The organism is Rhizobium sp. TH2, assembly GCF_024707525.1.
In the GTDB taxonomy this organism is placed as follows: domain Bacteria; phylum Pseudomonadota; class Alphaproteobacteria; order Rhizobiales; family Rhizobiaceae; genus Rhizobium_E.
Map to the genome: position 1 here is coordinate 1,702,752 of NZ_CP062231.1, position 18,595 is coordinate 1,721,346.

Consider the following 18,595-nt stretch of genomic DNA (forward strand, 5'->3'; position numbering starts at 1 on the left):
ATGCAAAATTGCATTACTTTCAAGGTGCCGTTCCGGCCCTCAATGCTCGTATTGCGTGAAGCTCGGGTCCGCGAGGTCGGTGAAGCGCGTGAATTCCGCCTGGAAGGCGAGTTTTACCGTGCCGGTTGGTCCGTGGCGCTGCTTGGCGATGATCACGTCGGCGGTGCCCTTGACCTTGTCCATGTTGGATTCCCATTCCGTGTATTTCGGATCGTCGGGATCGCGGGGCTCGGCGTTCTTCACATAATATTCCTCGCGGAACACGAAGAGCACGACGTCTGCGTCCTGCTCGATCGAGCCTGATTCACGCAAGTCCGAGAGCTGGGGGCGCTTGTCGTCACGGCTTTCCACCTGGCGCGACAGCTGGGACAGTGCGATGATCGGCACGCCGAGTTCCTTGCCGAGCGCCTTGAGGCCGGTGGTGATCTGCGTCACTTCCTGCACGCGGTTCTCACCGGATTTGCCGGAACCGGTCATCAGCTGGATATAGTCGACGACGAGGCAATCGAGGCCGCGCTGGCGCTTCAGGCGACGGGCACGCGCCGAAAGCTGCGCGATCGAGATACCACCGGTCTGGTCGATGAAAAGCGGAATCTTCTGCATCATCTGCGAGCAGGCGACCAGCTTCTCAAAATCGGCTTCGGTGATGTCGCCGCGACGAATCTTGGACGACGAGACTTCCGTCTGCTCGGAAATGATACGGGTGGCCAGCTGTTCGGAAGACATTTCGAGCGAATAGAAGCCGACAACGCCGCCGTTCCGAGCCTTGAAGGAGCCGTCCGGCAGGACTTCCGGCTCGTAGGCCGCGGCGATATTATAGGCGATATTGGTGGCCAGCGAGGTCTTGCCCATGCCGGGACGTCCGGCAAGCACAATCAAGTCGGAGCGCTGCAGACCGCCCATCTTCGCGTCCAGCGACATGATGCCGGTGGAGATACCCGAGAGATGGCCTTCGCGCTCGAAGGCAGCGCCCGCCATGTCGATCGCCTGCGCCACGGCATCGGAAAACGCCTGGAAGCCGCCGTCGTAACGGCCGGTCTCGGCAAGCTCGAACAGGCGCCGCTCGGTGTCTTCGATCTGGGTCTGCGGCGGCATGTCGAGCGGCGCGTCATAGGCGATGTTGACCATGTCCTCGCCGATGGTGATCAGGGAACGGCGGAGCGCCAGATCGTAGATCGCTCGGCCATAGTCCTCGGCATTGATGATCGAGACGGCGTCCGCCGCAAGGCGCGCCAGATACTGCGCCACGGTGAGGTCGCCGACCTTGTCGTCGGCCGGCAGGAAGGTCTTGATCGTCACAGGGTTGGCGGTCTTGCCCATGCGGATGATATCGCCCGCGACCTCGAAGATCCGGCGGTGCAGCGGCTCTTGGAAATGCACGGGCTTCAAGAAATCCGACACGCGGTAGAAGGCGTCGTTGTTGACCAGCATGGCGCCGAGCAGCGCCTGCTCCGCCTCGAGATTGTTCGGGGCTTCGCGGTAATGCGGGGTGGCGTCGGTATTGCTGATGGCGGCAAGTTTCCGCGCGGCGTCTTTCATTATGCTGTCCGTCACAATTCTGTCTTGAAGGTGCCGATCCTATAGACCGGTTGGCCTCAAGACGCAGATGAATCTTGCCAATTCGTTAAGCTGTAGCCGATGTCCACAGCATGAAGCTTACCGTGGATAAGATCGCCATTGACACATCTTTCCGTTGACTCGACTCAAGCGACTCGCGGCGAACATACATAGAACAAAAATGCCCGCACCGGAAGTGCGGGCCTTTTGAAAGGGATGAAGGAGAATCAGCTATTCGGCCGCCTCATGCGGGAAACGGACGGAGCCGGCCTGCTGCTTCTGCTCGGTCTGGCGCAGGCAGTTTTCCGAGGACTGGATATAGTCGCGCGTCAGCGGCACCGCCTCCTGGTCATGTGCCAGCTGGAACTGGAAGATCACCAGGTTCTGCCAGCGGAAGGCGCTTTCGGAGGAGGCGAGATAGAATTCCCAGATGCGGCAGAACTTCTCGTCATAGAGCGCCTTGGCCTCCTCACGCCTTGCCATGAAGCGCTTGCGCCATGCCTTCAACGTCTCGGCATAGTGCAGCCGCAGGATCTCGATATCGGTGATCTTGAGGCCGGAGCGCTCGATCGCCGGCATCACCTCGGACAGTGCCGGCATATAGCCGCCGGGGAAGATATATTTCTCGATGAACGGATTGGTCGTGCTCGGCACGTCGGTGCGGCCGATCGTGTGCATCAGCATCACGCCGTCCTTTTTGAGAAGCTGCGCCGACTTCTTGAAATAAGTGTCGTAGAACGGCCGACCGACATGCTCGAACATGCCGACGGAGACGATGCGGTCAAACTTCTCTTCGACATGGCGATAATCCTGCAGGTCGAAGCGCACGTCATCCTTCAGGCCACCATCCTCGGCGCGCTTGCGGGCGATTGCCAACTGCTCGTCGGAGAGCGTGACGCCTTTGACCTTGGCGCCGAGATTGCGTGCGAGATAAAGCGCCATGCCGCCCCAGCCGCAACCGATGTCGAGCACGGAAAGGCCCGGCCGGTTCATCACCATCTTGGCTGCGATATGCCGCTTCTTGGCGAGTTGCGCCTCTTCCAGATCCGTATCAGGCGTCTCGAAATAGGCACAGGAATACTGCCTGTCGCCATCGAGGAACAGGTCGTAGAGCGCGCCGGTCAGGTCGTAATGATGCTGTACGTTCTTGCGCGAGCGCTGGGCGAAATTGTATTCCTTGAAGAACCGGAAAGCGTAGCGAATCTTGGCGAACAGCTTCATCCACGGCTTGTACTCGAACTCGCCATCGGGATTGCCGGTGAACACCGTCTCCAGAAGGTCGTACATATCGCCTTCGACGATATCGAGCCCGCCGTCGCCGTAACATTCTCCGAGATAGTATTCGGGATTGTAGACGACCAGCCACTCCGCTTTGCTGGTGTTGAAGCGGATGTGGACCGGCTTGCCGGTTCCTCCGCCATAGGTGCGCCGCGTACCATCGGCGAATGTGAGAGTTAGATTACCCTTGCGAACGATGGTCGCAATAAAGCGGTCTAGAATGCGATTCATATGTCAGCTCCACGCGCATTACACACAACTGACAGCAGGCCGGACGGGCGTAATGGAGGGCGCACCGGGCGGTAAGCTTGTCCAAAACATTAACAATAGTAAAATTTAGCAAAGAATCTCCAATTGGCAATGGGTCTTGATCGGCTAATTGTTCAAACTTGCACAAGAATCCATTCCGATTTGTGATATGATTAACATGCGTGGGGAAACGCAAAACGCCTCCGGATGGTTCCGGAGGCGTTCAAAAAAGCGGGGCGAACCGCTTAAAGATCGTACGATCTTACATTTCTTCGCCGTCGTCCATCTGGCTGGCATCGAAGAAGTCTTCCGGCTTCAATGCATCCTCGTCGACACCATAGATGGCGTCGGCCGAGGTCAGGCTTTCGCCCTTGGACTGGCGGGCGGCTTCGTCGGCCGAGCGGGCGACGTTGAGTTCGATCGTGACGGTCACCTCGGCATGCAGGTGGATAACCACATTGTGCAGGCCGATCATTTTGATCGGGGTGTTGAGGTCGACCTGGTTGCGGCCGATGCTGAAGCCTTCGGCGGACACGATGTCGGCGATGTCACGCGCTGCGACCGAGCCGTACATCTGGCCGGTTTCGCCAGCGGAGCGGACGACGACGAAGGACTTGCCTTCGAGCTTGTCGGCAATCGTCTGGGCTTCGCTCTTGCGCTCGAGGTTGCGGGCTTCAAGCTGCACGCGCTCGGTTTCATAGCGCTTGTTGTTGGCTTCGTTGGCGCGCAGTGCCTTGCCGAGCGGCAGCAGGTAGTTACGGGCGTAGCCGTCCTTGACCTTTACCGTCTCGCCCATCTGGCCGAGCTTGTTGACGCGTTCGAGGAGAATGACTTGCATGATGTGAGTTCCTTTCAGTTCTGCGTGTCGGAAGTTTCGTTGGAATTGGCAGGCGTGATCGCGACGGCGCGTCGCGGATTGGCAAGACCGAAGGACATGATCAATATTTGTCCGACGGCGGGAATAAGAGCGACCAAGTAGGTCAGGATCAACGCAGGCAACGCCCACGGCTTGTCGCGCAGTGCATTGTGAATGACCGCAAAACCGGCAAGCAGAAAGCCGCCGCCGACCGCGCCCGCAAAACTGGCGCCAATAAGGCCGACCGTGCCGCCGACGAGCATCAACACAATCCCACCCACCAATACGGCCAGTGCGAGGCGGTTCATGCGAAGGCTGGAGCGCACATCTTCACGCGGCCGGACATTGCGCTTGAACGCGGTGAGAATGCGCATCGCAAAATAGAAGCCGCCGAAGAAGGAGATCATGTTGCCGGCGGCGATGGGGACCGGGCTGAACGTCTTCAGGGTGGCCAGCATCTGCAGCTTGTCGCCGGCCGTCGGTGCCGCCAGGGGATCCATCTCGGCGATAATGGCGGAGAGGCGATCGATCTCTTGGGTGAAATAGGCGTCGAGCGGCGCAACCAGCACCAGGCACAGGGTTGCCAGCGCGACCAGCGCGGCGCCTGCGAGAAGAATGTCGGAAAGCGGATACCATGCGAGCGCGGTTTCCGGCCCGCCGATCTCGCTTGCCGGACGCGCAAGTCCCGCGAGCTGGCTCATGATGGCTGCCGGCAGAAGCGTGGCCCCGAAAATGAAGGCAAATTCGATTGAAGATGCCAGCGCGCCGAGCGCCGCGGCGGCAACGACGACGGCCAGCAGTCCGGCCACCCGGCCAAAGCCGAGACCGGCGATGAACAGCGCGGTCATTGCGGCAATCGGCGCAATCACGGGCAGGGCCGGCGACACCACCATGAGAATGGCGGCGACCAGTCCGGCAATGATGCCGACCAATACAGGGTTTACGCTCGGTTTCATTCTATCTCGCTGTCCTGTCCATTCAATCGAATGAAGCAGTTAGGGGAGTTTCCTGAAGGATTGATTCAGGTCCCCAACATGGGATTTCTGTCGTTCCGATCCGCGCCCATCGCGGAAGGGATGCATGAGGCGCCGGGCGCCTCACGCGGAGTCAGGTGCCGGAGAGCGGGTCTCCGGGGATCGAGCTTTACGCTACGACGTAAGGCAGCAGGCCGAGGAAACGGGCGCGCTTGATGGCCTGGGCCAGTTCGCGCTGCTTCTTCTGGGAAACGGCGGTGATGCGCGACGGAACGATCTTGCCACGCTCGGAAATGTAGCGCGAGAGCAGCTTGACGTCCTTGTAGTCGATGCGCGGCGCATTCTGGCCCGAGAAGGGGCAGGTCTTGCGGCGGCGATGGAACGGACGGCGCGCGGCCGGAGCGGATGAAGTATCAGCCATTGGAAATTCTCCTTACGATTCGCGCGGACGGAACGGACGGTCGCCATCGCGACGCGGCGGGCGATCACCACGGTCGCCACGATCACCGCGCGGCGAGAACGGACGGTCGTCGCCATCACGGCGCGGACGGTCGTCGCGGTCGCGCTTCTGCATCATGGCCGACGGGCCTTCCTCGTGAGCCTCGACCTTGACGGTCATGAAGCGCAGGATGTCTTCGTTGTAGCGCTGCTGGCGCTCGACTTCCTGGATCGCGGCTGCCGGAGCATCGACGTCCATGAGGACGTAGAAGGCCTTGCGGTTCTTCTTGATGCGGTAGGTGAGGGACTTGAGGCCCCAGTTCTCGATGCGCCCAACCTTGCCGCCGAGAGATTCGATAACACCCTTGTATGTTTCAACGAGTGCGTCGACCTGCGGAGCGGCGATATCCTGCCGGGCAAGGAAGCAATGTTCGTAAAGAGCCATGAAATGACTTGCCTTTCTTGCGTTTTCATCAATCCCATCCGGAATGGCGCCAAGCCTCAACGACTGTTCTTTGTTTGCGGGCAAGCCCGCGGGGCAAGAAAAGCGTCTGTTCGGTACGGTCGAGAGCGGAGACACGGGAAGCCGGAACCCTGTGGTTCCTCACGGTTTCAACGACGAAACCGGCCTTCCGTAAAGCCACCAGCCAAATGACCGGATGTTTGATGAGGGCGGCTTTTACAGGAAAATGCGGCGAAAGCAAGGGGTGGATAGCGCATATGCTCGGGACAATACCGCAACCAAGAGTTTACGCATGGTTGCAATTGTATAATAATGCACGCATAGGTATTGATTCTCGAATGAGAAGGTTGTACTCATTCCCTGATGCGGGTGCTCTCGGCGGGAGACGAGGTGCTGGATACCGCGGCAACACAAAAGGGGGAATGAAATGGCTGTTTCCAATGCTGTGGCTGATAACGCCACGCCAAAATGGGAATTCAAGAATCTGCTGGCATGGGCTGTTTTTCTGGTATCGACGTTTGGAATACTCGTGACCGGCTATTTTGCCGCCACGATCCAGGGCAGCGGCACGACCGCACGTGACGTATTCACAACGCTTGTGCCGCTGTTCAGTACATGGGTCGGAACCATCCTGGCCTTCTACTTCTCGCGTGAAAATTTCGAGACCGCCAACAGGGCGGTTGACAAGGCGATGGAGAAGCTGACGCCGGAGCAGGAGATGCAGCAGACCGCCGTCAGCCAGGTGATGAAAAAGCGCAACGCGATAAAGAGCCTCGATCTCGCCACGGCTGCCGATGAAGCCAATGTTACCATCGCCCAGATCCGCACCCTACTTGACCAGGGCTTCAGCCGGATCGCGATTTTCGCGCCCAACAATGTCATCAAGTACATCATTCACGAGGGAACGCTGAACAAATTCATCGCCGACAACGCCGCAGCCGGGACCGCTGTCGACCTGACCACTGCGAAACTGCCGGAGTTTCTCGCGTTCAAGATCGGCGCCGAGAACGTCAAGGACATCGTTTCCAAGATGGCGTTCGTCAAATTGGACGCGAACCTGCAGGACGCGCGCACGGCGATGCTCGCGGTCAAGGGCGCTCAGGACGTGTTCGTTACGAAAACAGGCAAGAAGGACGAGCCGGTCGAGGGCTGGGTAAGCAACAACGACATCACGAAGGATATTTGATCGTACCAACATGCCTGGGCCGGAAGCAGCACCGATACGCGCTTCCGGCCGCGGCCGATAAAGCCCATCCGTCAGATCGGCATCGGATATTTCCGGATCACCGCCCTGAGATCGCGGATTACGGTATCGTCGAGCGTCAAATGCTTCGCCGAGATATCCGTCTTGAGCTGTTCCATTGTCGTGGCGCCGATGATGACCGACGTCATGAACGGCCGTGTCAGGCAGAAGGCCAGCGACATCCGCGCGAGATCGAGATTGTGCTTCTTCGCAACCTCGACGAATTCGGCGACGGCCGGTTCCTGGTGATGGGTGAGGCGGCCGCCGATGTCGGGATTGATCGACGCGCGCGAGCCAGCGGGAATGGCGCCACCCAAATATTTTCCGGTCAGCAGACCGCCAGCCAGCGGTGAATAGGCTAGCAGCCCGATATCCTCGTGATGGGCGACTTCGGCGAAATCGAGGTCATGCTGGTGATAGAGCAGATTGTATTCGTTCTGGATCGAAGCCACGCGCGGTAGGCCGAGTTCATCGGCAAGCCGCAGATACTGCATCGTGCCCCAGACGGTATCGTTGGAGAGGCCGAAGGCGCGAATCTTGCCTGCCTTGTGCGCTTCGCCGATCGCTTCCAGGATCTCGCGGAGATTGGCGACCACGGCCTCGCGCGGCGGCTGGCGCTCGGGCTTGTAGGTCCAGGCCTGGCGGAAATGGTAGTGGCCGCGATTGGGCCAATGGAGCTGGTAGAGGTCGATGTAATCGGTATTGAGCCGCGTGAGACTGAGATCGATCGCCTTGCGTATCTCATCGCCGGTGATCGGCACGCCGCCGCGAATATAGTCGCGGCCGGGGCCGGCGATCTTGGTTGCCAGCACGACCTTGTCGCGATTGCCGCGCGCCTTCATCCAGGTGCCGATGAAGCGTTCGGTATCGCCCTGTGTCTCGGCCGAAACGGGCGTGGTCGGGTAGAGTTCGGCTGTGTCCAGGAAATTGACGCCCTCGGCGACGGCGTAATCCATCTGCCCATGTGCCTCGGCCTCCGTATTCTGGCTGCCCCAGGTCATGGTGCCGAGGCAGATTTCCGAAACCTGCATGCCGGTGCGGCCGAGCGGATTAAAGCGCATGGAGTATCCTTGGAAATTGAAGCGAGGGCATTGAAACGGGCGCAATCTATGCCGATTTTGTTGCAGTGCAAGGGCACGCGGCGGCGTTTTCGGGGTAAAAACCGGTTGGCAGCGGATCACCAATGCTTGACAGGCTGCAAGATTGTGTGAATGGGAAGGCCAAATACGAGAACGAGAGGGAGCTGCCATGACGGTCGCATTCACATTTCCCGGTCAGGGCAGTCAGTCCGTCGGCATGGGCAAGGAATTGGCGGACAGCTTTGCCGAGGCGCGCGCGGTGTTCGACGAGGTCGATGAGGCGCTCGGCGAAAAGCTTTCCGATGTCATGTGGAGCGGCCCCGAGGAGACGTTGACGCTGACGGCCAACGCCCAGCCGGCGCTGATGGCGGTGTCGATCGCCGCGATCCGGGTGATGCAGGCGCGTGGCCTCGATCTCAAGTCGAAGGTCGCCTATGTCGCCGGCCATTCCCTCGGTGAATATTCCGCACTCTGCGCCGCCGGCACCTTTACTCTGGCCGATACAGCGCGTCTTCTTCGCATTCGCGGCAACGCCATGCAGGCCGCGGTGCCGGCGGGCAAGGGCGCCATGGCGGCGATCATCGGGCTCGAGCATTCCGCAGTCGAAGCCATTTGTCAGTCGGTCGCCGGGCTTGGCGCCTGCCAGATCGCCAACGACAATGGCGGTGGCCAGCTGGTCGTCTCCGGCGAGAAGGCCGCGGTCGAACAGGCCGCCGCACTCGCCAAGGAACAGAAGGCATTGCGCGCCATTCTTCTTCCCGTGTCCGCACCCTTCCATTCGCGCCTGATGGCACCGGCGGCGGATGCCATGGCCGAAGCGCTTTCCAAGGTGACTGCCAATAGCCCTGTCGTACCCATCGTCGCCAATGTCCGTGCGGCCCCGGTGACGGATGCGTCCGAGATCGTCAAGCTTCTCGTCGAGCAGGTCACCGGACAGGTGCGCTGGCGCGAGACCGTGGAGTGGTTCGCTGCGAACGGCGTCACCTCGCTCTATGAAGTCGGTTCGGGCAAGGTCCTGACCGGGCTCGTCCGCCGCATCGACAAGTCGCTGGCCGGCACGGCGGTCAATACGCCTGCCGATATCGAAGCGGCACTCGCGGCGCTCAACGCCTGAACAATATCAAGATAAGGATTGCGAGACATGTTCGACCTGACCGGCCGCAAGGCGCTTCTGACAGGTGCAACCGGGGGAATTGGCGAAGAGATCGCGCGGGCGCTCCACGCACGCGGCGCGACCGTCGGCCTGCACGGCACCCGCCGCGAAAAGCTTGAGCAATTGGCCGCCGATCTCGGCGAGCGGACCCATATCTTCACCGCCAATCTCACCGACCGCGCCGCGGTGAAGGAACTGGCGAAGACCGCCGAACAGGAACTCGGCGGCGTTGATATCCTCGTCAACAATGCCGGCATCACCAAGGACGGCCTGATGATGCGGATGAGCGACGAGGATTGGGACAATGTCCTTGACATCAATCTCAATGCCGCCTTCCTGCTGACCCGCGAATTCTGCGGCCCCATGATGAAGCGCCGCTACGGCCGCGTGGTCAACATCAGCTCGGTGGTCGGCACGACGGGCAATCCGGGTCAGGCCAATTACTGCGCCTCCAAGGCCGGAATGGAAGGTTTCACCAAGGCGTTGGCCGCTGAAGTCGCGACGCGCGGCATCGTCGCCAACTGCGTCTCGCCGGGCTTCATCGAAAGCGCGATGACCGAAAAGCTGAACGACAAGCAGAAGGAAACGCTTTTCGTGAAGATTCCGATGAAGCGCATGGGCCTGGGCAAGGAAGTCGCCGCTGCCGTCTGTTTCCTCGCATCCGAAGAATGCTCCTACATCACCGGTCACGTGCTGCATGTGAACGGTGGCATGGCGATGCTCTAAGCAACGAATTGACCAGCTCCCGCGTTTCGTTCGAAAGGGGCGGTAAAGCGGTTGAAAAACTTGGGCAAGAACCGCTGGGGAAACACCCCTGAACAGCCGGGAATTGCTCATTTTCAGGCTTTGCGCGGGAAATAAACCGTGTTAAGCCGCAGGAGACTGAGTGCAGTCTCTAGAATGGCGCTTGCAGGACTAAAATCGGTTTAGACTGGATTTTGGACATGCGAGCCGCTAGATGGAACTGCCGCTCCCGCCTTTTGGGGAAGAGCGGTGCAAATCGGGTATTGACGCCACTCCTGGCGCATAAACAGACGAAGGTCGAGGAAACCGACATGAGCGATATCGCAGAACGCGTAAAGAAAATTGTGGTGGACCATCTGGGCGTGGAAGCCGACAAGGTGACCGAAGCCGCCAGCTTCATCGATGATCTGGGCGCAGATTCTCTCGATACCGTCGAACTCGTGATGGCTTTCGAAGAAGAATTCGGCGTGGAAATCCCCGATGACGCCGCCGACTCGATCCTGACGGTTGGCGATGCGGTGAAGTTCATCTCCAAGGCCCAGGCCTGATCATTCCGGGTTGGCTCTGCCGGGCAGACTTTTGTCGCCCGGCAGTTTGCTATCCGGCATGAATTAATGAACAGACTTGAGTAGGGTGGAGAATAAGCCATGAGACGCGTCGTTATCACGGGGCTTGGAATGGTGACCCCGCTTGGATGTGGTGTTGAGGCGACCTGGGCGAACGCGCTTGCTGGAAAAAGCGGCGCTCGCAGGGTCACCGAATTCGAAGTCGAGGACCTGCCGGCGAAGATTGCCTGCCGGCTGCCCTTCGGCGATGGCTCCAACGGCACGTATAATGCCGACGACTGGATGGAGCCGAAGGAACAGCGCAAGGTCGATCCCTTCATCATCTACGGCATGGCAGCCGCCACCATGGCGCTGGACGATGCCGGCTGGCATCCCGAAACGGATGAGGACCAGATCGCCACCGGCGTGCTGATCGGCTCCGGCATCGGCGGCGTCGAAGGCATAGTCGAGGCGGGCTACACGCTCCGCGACAAGGGCCCCCGCCGCGTATCCCCCTTCTTCATTCCCGGCCGCCTGATCAACCTGGTCTCGGGACAGGTCTCGATCCGCCACAAGCTGCGCGGTCCGAACCATTCGGTCGTGACCGCTTGCTCCACCGGCGCGCATGCGATCGGCGATGCTGCGCGGTTGATCGCGCTGGGCGACGCGGACGTCATGGTCGCGGGCGGCTCGGAGTCGCCGGTGTCGCGGATTTCGCTCGCGGGTTTTGCCGCCTGCAAGGCACTGTCGACGGATTTCAACGACGAGCCTGAACGTGCCTCGCGACCCTATGACAAGGACCGCGACGGTTTCGTTATGGGCGAGGGCGCCGGTATCGTCGTGGTCGAGGAGTTCGAGCACGCCAAGGCGCGCGGCGCCAAGATCTATGCGGAGGTCGTCGGCTACGGTCTTTCGGGCGACGCCTACCATATTACTGCCCCCTCGGAGAACGGCGAGGGTGCCGAGCGCTGCATGCGCATGGCGCTGAAGCGAGCCGGGCTGCAGCCCAGTGAGCTCGACTACATCAACGCGCACGGCACATCCACAATGGCCGACACCATCGAGCTCAGCGCGGTCGAACGGCTCGTGGGCGATCACGCGTCCAACGTGTCGATGTCCTCGACCAAGTCGATGACCGGCCATCTCCTGGGTGCCGCCGGCGCGATCGAGGCGATCTTCTCGGTTCTCGCCATCCGCGACGGCATCGTGCCTCCCACGATCAATCTCGACAATCCTGAAGTCGAGACCAAGATCGATCTGGTGCCGAACAAGGCGCGCAAGCGCAAGGTCGATATCGCGCTCTCCAATTCCTTCGGTTTTGGCGGCACGAATGCATCGCTGATCCTGCGCCGTCTTCAGGATTGACTTTTGCCGCTCCGGAACAGACATTCCAGGGCGCTCACGCGCATCCAGTCTTGCCGCAATGCCGCTCCAATGTCTGCTTAATTGCGTGTGAAACAGTCCGAATTTTGAGGAATGCATTTGACCGATCCCAACCAGACGAGCGAAGGTCAGTTTGGCCGCGCCGCCAATGGCGGTGACGCCCAGACGCGCATCATACCGAAGTCGCCGAAGGAGGCGCTGAGGCCTGAAAAGGTGCCGCTGCCGCCACGCCGCTCGCGCGAGGCCCGCAGCCAGCTCGTCATCTTCCTCAATTTCGTGATGACCCTGGTCACCTTATTGACTGTCGCCGCCGTGGCGCTTGTCTATTACTTTTTCCGCGAATACCAGGTGCCAGGCCCACTTGAAGCCGACACCACATTCCTCGTCCGCGAGGGCGCCGGCATCAACGAAATCGGCCAGAGCCTGGAGCGCAAGGGCATCATTTCCCAGTCGCGCATCTTCACCACGGTCACCAAGTTCCTCGGCGAGGACCAGAAATCGCGCCATGGCGAGTATGAGGTCAAGGCAAAGTCCTCGATGTTGGAGATCATGGATCTCTTCAAGTCGGGCAAGTCGATCCAGTATTCGCTGACGCTGCCGGAAGGCCTGACCGTCAAGCAGATGTTCAAGCGGCTCGCCGCCGACACCGTGCTTGAAGGCGATCTGCCGGTCGAGCTGCCGCCCGAGGGCAGCCTGAGACCCGACACCTACAAGTTTACGCGTGGCAACAAGCGCAACACCATCGTCACCCAGATGAAGAATGCGCAGCAGAAGATTCTCGACGAGGTTTGGGAGAAGCGCGACAAGGATTCGCCGCTCGCCTCGAAGGAAGAAATGCTGATCCTCGCCTCGATCGTCGAGAAGGAGACCGGCAAGGCCGACGAGCGGCCGCAGGTCGCCTCCGTCTTCCTCAACCGTATCAAGAAGGGCATGCGCCTGCAGTCCGACCCGACCATCGTCTATGGCCTCTTCGGCGGCGACGGCAAGCCCTCCGACCGCGAGCTGACCTCGGCTGATGTCGACAAGGAAACGCCCTACAATACCTATGAGATCGACGGCCTGCCGCCGACGCCCATCGCCAATCCGGGCCGTGCCGCGCTCGAAGCGGTCGCCAATCCATCGCGCACCGAATATCTCTATTTCGTGGCTGACGGCACGGGCGGGCATGCTTTCGCCGCGACGCTCAAGGAGCACAACGAGAATGTGGCGCGCTGGCGCAAGTTCCAGGCGGACCAGAAGAACGGCGCGCAGGAACCAAATACTGAGACCCAGCCAGACTGAGTTCTCAAGGCCGGGGGGCCAGCACAATGGCATTGCAATCCATGACGGGCTTTGCCCGCCTCGACGGACAAGCCGGCCGTCATCAATGGGCGTGGGAACTGCGCTCGGTCAACGGCAAGGGCCTCGATGTCAGGCTGAGGCTGCCGCAGGGCTTCGAGCGGATGGAAGCTGAAGCGCGGCGCATTCTGTCAGTGCGTTTCTCGCGCGGTAATATCCAGGCCACACTCTCGCTGCAGTCGGGCGAGTCGAGGGTCGAGGCCGTGGTCAACCAGGCCGCACTTGATGCCGTCATGGCGCTCAAGGACCAGCTTGCCGATGTGATCGATCCGGCACCGATCCGGTTCGATACGCTGCTCGGCATTCGCGGTATCATCGATTTCAAGGATGCTGCGGACGGCCAGGACGACTTGGAAGCGCTTGACGCCGGGCTGTTGCAGGCTGTTGAACGCGCCTCTGCTGCCATGGCCGCGATGCGCGAGGCGGAAGGCGCGGCCCTCGCCGCCGTGCTTCTCGCCCAGGTCGGCGCCATCGAGAAGCTGACCCTGATGGTCGAGACCGATCCATCCCGGACAGCCGACCAGATCCGCGCACGGCTCGAAGCGCAGGTCGCCACGCTGATGGAAGGCGCCTCAAGCACGCTCGATCGCGACCGGCTGCATCAGGAAGTCGCGATCCTCGCCACCAAGGCCGATGTCCGGGAAGAGATCGACCGGCTTAAGTCGCACATCGCGGCCGCGCGCGATCTGCTCCACAAGGGCGGGCCGGTGGGGCGCAAGCTCGATTTCCTGGCGCAAGAATTCAATCGCGAATCGAACACGATCTGTTCTAAATCCAACAGCGCGGCGGTGACCGCGGCGGGGATCGAGCTCAAGGTGGTCATCGACCAGTTCCGCGAGCAGGTGCAAAATCTGGAGTGATCGCATGGCGGCGACCGAAAAGAGGCTTGTGGAGATCGCGCGGCGCGGCCTGATGCTGGTGATTTCCTCGCCGTCGGGCGCTGGAAAATCGACCATCGCCCGCAACGTGCTCGAAGCCGATCGCGACATGTCGCTCTCGGTCAGCGTCACGACCCGTGAGCGCCGGCCCTCCGAGATTGAAGGCGTTCATTACCATTTCGTCAGCAGGAAGGAATTCGAACGGCTGAAGAACAGCGATTCGCTGCTCGAATGGGCCGAAGTGCACGGCAACTTCTACGGCACGCCGCGCGAACCGGTGGAGGTCGCGATGTCGGAGGGCCGCGACATGCTATTCGACATCGACTGGCAGGGCGCCCAGCAATTGCAGGACAAGATGCCTGCCGACGTGGTCTCGATCTTCATCCTGCCGCCGACCATGACCGAGCTGCAATCGCGGCTCAACCGCCGTGCGGAGGACAAGGCGGAGGTGATCGCGACGCGCCTCAAGAATGCGCGCGAGGAGATCGCCCATTGGCGGGAATATGACTATGGCGTGATCAACGACGACCTTGATCGCGCGTTCGCCTCGGTGCGTTGCATCGTCGAGGCCGAACGCCTCCGCCGCGACCGCCGCCACGGCATGTTCGATTTCGTCAGCACGCTGTTGGCCTAAGCCGCCGCGAGTTTTTTTCGTGAGGGCAATGTCATCGCCGCCACTCCTGCGATGACACAGATGAGCCCGATGCCGGCTGTCTGCGTCACGGTCTCGCCGAGGAAGACCACACCGATGCCAACGCCGATCGGCACGCGGAGATAGGCCTGCGCGGTCGTGCCGACCGAGCCGAGCGTCTGCATCAGCCTGAAGAAGATCACGAAGGCGAGTGCCGTCGAGAACACCGATAGGCCGAGAAGCGCGCCGATGGACTCGGCCGATGGCGTCAATGTCCAGGGCCGGTCGACGATCAGGCTGATCGGGATGAGGATGATCGCGCCACAGATCATCGATCCGGCCGCCGGCATCATCGGATCGAGGCCCTTGAAATTCCGGCCGAAGATCGCAGCACCGGCATAGGCCATGCTGGCGAGAAGAATGGCAAACTGTGCGGGCAACTGGTCGCCAATACCGGAAAGTGCTTCGGTGCCGATGATCAAGCAAACACCGGCCAAACCCGCAACGACGCCGAAGATCTTGCGCGCGGTCACCGCCTCATGCCGCACCACGATCACCGTGAGCAGGAAGGTGAAGATCGGCGTTGTCGAATTCAGGATCGTTGCGAGGCCTGCATCGACGGATTGTTCGGCCCAGGCAATCAGCGTGAATGGTATGACGCTGTTAAGGCATGCCTGGAAGAGAAACCGCCGCCATGTGGTCGCGTCACGCGGCAAGGATAGACCGCGAAGCGTGATGACGAATACAAGGATCGAGGCGGCGATCAGCGTGCGCACCGCGATCAGCGTCACCGGCGGGATGGTTTCCACGCCGACTTTGATGAAGGTGTAGGACGCCCCCCAGAGCGTGGCGAGCGCCAGCAGCAGCAGGATATTGGTGAGCGGCTTCGAGGTGGGAGCGGTCATATCGGTCGGATCTCTCATTGCGGATGCCGCATTCCTATCCTCGAACATCGCCACGATGCTTCGGCGCCGGTCGAAGTGTCACAGCAGATTGGCGATCCGGCAGAATTCCTCGATGCTGAGCGTTTCCGCCCGCCGCGACGCATCGATCTCCGCTCGGTTGAGCAGCGCTTCGCCGCCGAGCGGCTTCAGGCTCTGGCGCAGCATCTTGCGGCGCTGGCCGAAGGCGGCGTGTGTCACGCGCTCGAGCTTGGCGAGTTCGCACGGGATCGGGTTCTTGCGCGGCTCGATATGCACCACGGTCGAGGTCACCTTCGGCGGCGGCGTGAAGGCTTGCGGCGAAAGGTCGAACATCATTTCGGCGTGGGTCAGCCAGCCGCAGAGCACGCCAAGCCGGCCGTAATGGTTGTCGTCGGCCTCCGCCACGATACGCTCGCCGACCTCCTTCTGGAACATCAGCGTCAGCGATTGCCAGAACGGCGGCCAGGGGATGGTCAGCCAGTTCACCAGAAGCTGCGTGCCGATATTGTAGGGCAGGTTGGCGACGATCTTCAGTGGCACGCCGGGTTCTACCAACTGCGCGACATCGATCGTCAACGCGTCGCCCTCGATCACAGTCAACCGCCCGGGATAGTGATCCGAAATTTCCGCCAGCGCCGGAATCGCCCGGCGGTCGCGTTCGATGGCGATCACGTGCTTTGCGCCAAGCGCCAGCAGCGCGCGCGTCAATCCACCGGGGCCGGGGCCGATCTCGACCACGATGGCGTCGTCGATCTTGCCGGCATTGCGGGCGACCTTCTGCGTGATGTTGAGGTCGAGCAGGAAGTTTTGGCCGAGCGATTTGAGCGCATCGAGCCCGTGCTTCGCGATGACCTCGCGCAGCGGCGGCAGGCCGTCAAGTGCTGCCATGGACTGTCTCTCTCGATGCCATTTCGGCGGCCATTTTCAGCGCGGCGATCAAGCTGTTCGGTTTTGCCTTGCCGGTGCCCGCGAGCGAGAACGCGGTGCCATGGTCTGGCGAGGTACGGATGAAGGGAAGGCCGAGCGTGACATTGACGGCATCGTCGAAGCCGAGCGCCTTGGCCGGGATCAGCGCCTGGTCGTGATACATGCAGATCGCCACGTCATAGGTCTCGCGTGCTGCCTTGTGGAACATCGTATCGCCGGGCAGGGGGCCGACCGCGTTGATGCCGTCGGCACGCAACTGTCGGATCGCCGGCGCTACGATGGCATCGTCCTCGAGCCCGAGCGCGCCATTCTCGCCGGCATGAGGGTTGAGCCCGGAAACCGCGAGCCGCGGCGCCTCGATGCCGAAGCGGCGATTGAGATCATGGGCGGTGATGCGGCAGGTCTCGTAGACCAGCCGTGTGGTCAGCTGTTCGGGAACATCCCTGAGCGGGATATGGATGGTCACCGGCACGGTCCTGAGCTCGGGTCCGGCGATCATCATGACGGGCATTCCAGGCTGGCCCGTCACTCTGCGTCCGAGATCGGCGAGAAACTCGGTGTGGCCCGGAAAGGTGAAGCCGGATTCGTAGAGCACCGACTTGGCGATCGGGTTGGTCACCATGGCGGCAGACTTGCCGAGCATGGTCATTTCGACGGCGAGTTCGATGGCACGGATCGTGCCGTGTGCCGTGGCACTGTCCGGCTTGCCGGCCTCCACGCCCACCCCAGCCGGCACCGCCAGCACCGGCAGCGCCTCGTTGAAGACGGAAGCCCCCGATTGTTCGTCGGCCTCTCGCATAGGCACATCAAGACCGAGCATGATGGCACGTGCGGCAAGAACGTCGGGGTCGCCGAGATAAAGGAATGGCGGAACGCTGTCCGCGTCCCGCCGCAACCATGCCATCAATGTTATGTCAGGGCCGATGCCGGCGGGATCGCCCTGTGTGAGGGCCAGGAGTGGCGCGGCACCAGTGACCATGATCAGCGGATCGTGACCTCGTTCATCTTCCTCAGTTCGTCCATATATTTCTTGGCATCGGGGCTCTCGCCCTCTTCCTTGGCCTTCTCGAGATCCTGCGACTGGAACGCGACCTGTGCCGAGAAATCGTCGCTCACCTCGCGCTTCTTGCAGATCGCGGTGTATTCAACGCCGGTTGCGCTGACAGTTGTCGTCGTGGTTCCGCCGACAGGCACGCCGGCAAGTAGTTTCTTCTGCGCTTCGGCAAGCTGGACTTCCAGAACGCGGCCGATGTCACGGATGGACACATCCTTGAAGCCGGCTGCGAAGACCTTCGCCTGAGCACAGCCTGGGTAGCTCTTGCGGGAGGCCTCGGCTTCGGCCTTGCGCTTGCCGGTGATCTTGGCGCGCTTGGATTCCGGCACGACGAAGATGACCTGCTGCAGGAAATACTCCGTCACTTTCGGTTTCTGGCCGTTGTTTTCCTTCAGCTTCGCGACGAAATCCTCATTGCTCATGCGTCCGTTGCCGCCGCCGTAGCGGCCCGAGACGGTTTTCGGCCAGCTCATCTGCACGCCGATATAGGCCTTGAAGTGCGCGGCGCCGATGCCGGCACGTTTCAGGATCTCGGTCAGTTGCTCAGTCGACATGTTGTTGTTCTTGGCAAACCGGGCGAAGGCCGCATCGACGTCGTCGGTGCTGACCGATGTGCCGGTCCGAATAATCTCCTGACGCTGCAGCACTTCGTCGACAAGCTGCTGTGTCGCCACTTGCTTCAGGTTGCCCTTGGCGCGTTGCAGCTTCAGGAAATTGACGCGCCTGGCGACATCACCACTGGTAATGACGGTCGCGTTGACGGTGGCGGCGATCTGCTCGGCATGTGCCGGAACAAAGGTCTGCGGCACGATGAATGCCGCGAGCAGCAAGGATGCCGCGCCGAGATAAAGCGAACGGACTTTGGCCATGGATCCAACCTCT

At 61.1% G+C, this 18,595-nt stretch carries 19 protein-coding genes; 8 read left to right on the forward strand and 11 right to left on the reverse strand.

Annotation, left to right across the window (positions count from 1 at the left end):
* Positions 1 to 39: 39 nt before the first annotated feature.
* From IHQ71_RS08575 to rpsF, 6 genes are all read right to left on the reverse strand, one after another.
* On the reverse strand, positions 40 to 1,539 hold the full coding sequence (locus IHQ71_RS08575) for a replicative DNA helicase (protein ID WP_258161535.1): 1,500 nt from the start codon (positions 1,537 to 1,539) through the stop codon (positions 40 to 42).
* A 249-nt stretch (positions 1,540 to 1,788) separates the two neighbouring features.
* Complete coding sequence (locus tag IHQ71_RS08580) at positions 1,789 to 3,066, reverse strand: cyclopropane-fatty-acyl-phospholipid synthase family protein (RefSeq protein WP_258161536.1); 1,278 nt, start codon at positions 3,064 to 3,066, stop codon at positions 1,789 to 1,791.
* 280 nt (positions 3,067 to 3,346) lie between these two features.
* Positions 3,347 to 3,922: a 50S ribosomal protein L9 gene (gene rplI / locus IHQ71_RS08585; protein ID WP_258161537.1), complete on the reverse strand. Its 576-nt coding sequence runs from the start codon at positions 3,920 to 3,922 to the stop codon at positions 3,347 to 3,349.
* A gap of 14 nt (positions 3,923 to 3,936) precedes the next feature.
* Positions 3,937 to 4,896, reverse strand: coding sequence for a DUF2232 domain-containing protein (locus IHQ71_RS08590; RefSeq protein ID WP_258161538.1), 960 nt, complete (start codon positions 4,894 to 4,896; stop codon positions 3,937 to 3,939).
* A gap of 187 nt (positions 4,897 to 5,083) precedes the next feature.
* Positions 5,084 to 5,335 carry a 30S ribosomal protein S18 gene (rpsR, locus tag IHQ71_RS08595; protein WP_258161540.1) on the reverse strand — a complete coding sequence of 84 codons (252 nt, stop codon included), beginning with the start codon at positions 5,333 to 5,335 and terminating at the stop codon, positions 5,084 to 5,086.
* Positions 5,336 to 5,347: 12 nt separating this feature from the next.
* Positions 5,348 to 5,797 carry a 30S ribosomal protein S6 gene (gene rpsF / locus IHQ71_RS08600; RefSeq protein ID WP_258161541.1) on the reverse strand — a complete coding sequence of 150 codons (450 nt, stop codon included), beginning with the start codon at positions 5,795 to 5,797 and terminating at the stop codon, positions 5,348 to 5,350.
* Between the two features lie 445 nt (positions 5,798 to 6,242).
* Here rpsF and IHQ71_RS08605 point away from each other — a divergent pair, with 445 nt between their 5' ends.
* Complete coding sequence (locus IHQ71_RS08605) at positions 6,243 to 7,001, forward strand: hypothetical protein (RefSeq protein WP_258161542.1); 759 nt, start codon at positions 6,243 to 6,245, stop codon at positions 6,999 to 7,001.
* Positions 7,002 to 7,072: 71 nt separating this feature from the next.
* Here the strand turns inward: IHQ71_RS08605 and IHQ71_RS08610 are convergent, their stop codons facing one another.
* Positions 7,073 to 8,119, reverse strand: coding sequence for an aldo/keto reductase (locus tag IHQ71_RS08610; RefSeq protein ID WP_258161543.1), 1,047 nt, complete (start codon positions 8,117 to 8,119; stop codon positions 7,073 to 7,075).
* A gap of 187 nt (positions 8,120 to 8,306) precedes the next feature.
* Between IHQ71_RS08610 and fabD the strand changes: the two genes are divergently transcribed.
* From fabD to gmk, 7 genes are all read left to right on the forward strand, one after another.
* Positions 8,307 to 9,251 carry an ACP S-malonyltransferase gene (gene fabD, locus IHQ71_RS08615; protein ID WP_258161544.1) on the forward strand — a complete coding sequence of 315 codons (945 nt, stop codon included), beginning with the start codon at positions 8,307 to 8,309 and terminating at the stop codon, positions 9,249 to 9,251.
* A 27-nt stretch (positions 9,252 to 9,278) separates the two neighbouring features.
* A complete protein-coding gene (gene fabG / locus IHQ71_RS08620; RefSeq protein WP_258161545.1) occupies positions 9,279 to 10,016 on the forward strand; it encodes a 3-oxoacyl-[acyl-carrier-protein] reductase in 738 nt (245 codons plus the stop codon).
* A gap of 329 nt (positions 10,017 to 10,345) precedes the next feature.
* Positions 10,346 to 10,582, forward strand: a complete 237-nt coding sequence (locus IHQ71_RS08625) for an acyl carrier protein (RefSeq protein ID WP_258161546.1) — start codon at positions 10,346 to 10,348, stop codon at positions 10,580 to 10,582.
* Positions 10,583 to 10,681: 99 nt separating this feature from the next.
* Positions 10,682 to 11,944 (forward strand): beta-ketoacyl-ACP synthase II, encoded by a 1,263-nt coding sequence (fabF, locus tag IHQ71_RS08630; protein ID WP_258161547.1) that lies wholly within the window; start codon positions 10,682 to 10,684, stop codon positions 11,942 to 11,944.
* Between the two features lie 117 nt (positions 11,945 to 12,061).
* Positions 12,062 to 13,243, forward strand: coding sequence for an endolytic transglycosylase MltG (mltG, locus tag IHQ71_RS08635; protein WP_258161548.1), 1,182 nt, complete (start codon positions 12,062 to 12,064; stop codon positions 13,241 to 13,243).
* A 26-nt stretch (positions 13,244 to 13,269) separates the two neighbouring features.
* On the forward strand, positions 13,270 to 14,160 hold the full coding sequence (locus IHQ71_RS08640) for a YicC/YloC family endoribonuclease (RefSeq protein WP_258161549.1): 891 nt from the start codon (positions 13,270 to 13,272) through the stop codon (positions 14,158 to 14,160).
* A 4-nt stretch (positions 14,161 to 14,164) separates the two neighbouring features.
* Entirely contained in the window at positions 14,165 to 14,812 is a 648-nt protein-coding gene (gmk, locus tag IHQ71_RS08645; RefSeq protein ID WP_258161550.1) for a guanylate kinase, read from the forward strand.
* Here the strand turns inward: gmk and IHQ71_RS08650 are convergent.
* The 4 genes from IHQ71_RS08650 to IHQ71_RS08665 all read right to left on the reverse strand — a co-directional run bounded on the left by IHQ71_RS08650 (position 14,809) and on the right by IHQ71_RS08665 (position 18,582).
* Positions 14,809 to 15,714, reverse strand: a complete 906-nt coding sequence (locus IHQ71_RS08650) for a DMT family transporter (RefSeq protein ID WP_258161551.1) — start codon at positions 15,712 to 15,714, stop codon at positions 14,809 to 14,811. The genes gmk and IHQ71_RS08650 overlap by 4 nt on opposite strands.
* 78 nt (positions 15,715 to 15,792) lie before the next feature.
* Positions 15,793 to 16,620 (reverse strand): 16S rRNA (adenine(1518)-N(6)/adenine(1519)-N(6))-dimethyltransferase RsmA, encoded by an 828-nt coding sequence (gene rsmA / locus IHQ71_RS08655; RefSeq protein ID WP_258161552.1) that lies wholly within the window; start codon positions 16,618 to 16,620, stop codon positions 15,793 to 15,795.
* Positions 16,607 to 17,638: a 4-hydroxythreonine-4-phosphate dehydrogenase PdxA gene (pdxA, locus tag IHQ71_RS08660; RefSeq protein WP_258161553.1), complete on the reverse strand. Its 1,032-nt coding sequence runs from the start codon at positions 17,636 to 17,638 to the stop codon at positions 16,607 to 16,609. The genes rsmA and pdxA overlap by 14 nt, the downstream gene beginning before the upstream one ends.
* 2 nt (positions 17,639 to 17,640) lie before the next feature.
* Positions 17,641 to 18,582 carry a peptidylprolyl isomerase gene (locus IHQ71_RS08665; RefSeq protein ID WP_258161554.1) on the reverse strand — a complete coding sequence of 314 codons (942 nt, stop codon included), beginning with the start codon at positions 18,580 to 18,582 and terminating at the stop codon, positions 17,641 to 17,643.
* Between the last annotated feature and the right edge of the window lie 13 nt (positions 18,583 to 18,595).

What these genes read in the sequence shown, in the direction of transcription:
- IHQ71_RS08575 (WP_258161535.1), bottom strand. Translation starts at nt 1,539, where the DNA reads ATGAAAGACGCCGCGCGGAAACTTGCCGCCATCAGCAATACCGACGCC.
- IHQ71_RS08580 (WP_258161536.1), bottom strand. Translation starts at nt 3,066, where the DNA reads ATGAATCGCATTCTAGACCGCTTTATTGCGACCATCGTTCGCAAGGGT.
- rplI (WP_258161537.1), bottom strand. Translation starts at nt 3,922, where the DNA reads ATGCAAGTCATTCTCCTCGAACGCGTCAACAAGCTCGGCCAGATGGGC.
- IHQ71_RS08590 (WP_258161538.1), bottom strand. Translation starts at nt 4,896, where the DNA reads ATGAAACCGAGCGTAAACCCTGTATTGGTCGGCATCATTGCCGGACTG.
- rpsR (WP_258161540.1), bottom strand. Translation starts at nt 5,335, where the DNA reads ATGGCTGATACTTCATCCGCTCCGGCCGCGCGCCGTCCGTTCCATCGC.
- rpsF (WP_258161541.1), bottom strand. Translation starts at nt 5,797, where the DNA reads ATGGCTCTTTACGAACATTGCTTCCTTGCCCGGCAGGATATCGCCGCT.
- IHQ71_RS08605 (WP_258161542.1), top strand. Translation starts at nt 6,243, where the DNA reads ATGGCTGTTTCCAATGCTGTGGCTGATAACGCCACGCCAAAATGGGAA.
- IHQ71_RS08610 (WP_258161543.1), bottom strand. Translation starts at nt 8,119, where the DNA reads ATGCGCTTTAATCCGCTCGGCCGCACCGGCATGCAGGTTTCGGAAATC.
- fabD (WP_258161544.1), top strand. Translation starts at nt 8,307, where the DNA reads ATGACGGTCGCATTCACATTTCCCGGTCAGGGCAGTCAGTCCGTCGGC.
- fabG (WP_258161545.1), top strand. Translation starts at nt 9,279, where the DNA reads ATGTTCGACCTGACCGGCCGCAAGGCGCTTCTGACAGGTGCAACCGGG.
- IHQ71_RS08625 (WP_258161546.1), top strand. Translation starts at nt 10,346, where the DNA reads ATGAGCGATATCGCAGAACGCGTAAAGAAAATTGTGGTGGACCATCTG.
- fabF (WP_258161547.1), top strand. Translation starts at nt 10,682, where the DNA reads ATGAGACGCGTCGTTATCACGGGGCTTGGAATGGTGACCCCGCTTGGA.
- IHQ71_RS08640 (WP_258161549.1), top strand. Translation starts at nt 13,270, where the DNA reads ATGGCATTGCAATCCATGACGGGCTTTGCCCGCCTCGACGGACAAGCC.
- gmk (WP_258161550.1), top strand. Translation starts at nt 14,165, where the DNA reads ATGGCGGCGACCGAAAAGAGGCTTGTGGAGATCGCGCGGCGCGGCCTG.
- IHQ71_RS08650 (WP_258161551.1), bottom strand. Translation starts at nt 15,714, where the DNA reads ATGACCGCTCCCACCTCGAAGCCGCTCACCAATATCCTGCTGCTGCTG.
- rsmA (WP_258161552.1), bottom strand. Translation starts at nt 16,620, where the DNA reads ATGGCAGCACTTGACGGCCTGCCGCCGCTGCGCGAGGTCATCGCGAAG.
- pdxA (WP_258161553.1), bottom strand. Translation starts at nt 17,638, where the DNA reads ATGGTCACTGGTGCCGCGCCACTCCTGGCCCTCACACAGGGCGATCCC.
- IHQ71_RS08665 (WP_258161554.1), bottom strand. Translation starts at nt 18,582, where the DNA reads ATGGCCAAAGTCCGTTCGCTTTATCTCGGCGCGGCATCCTTGCTGCTC.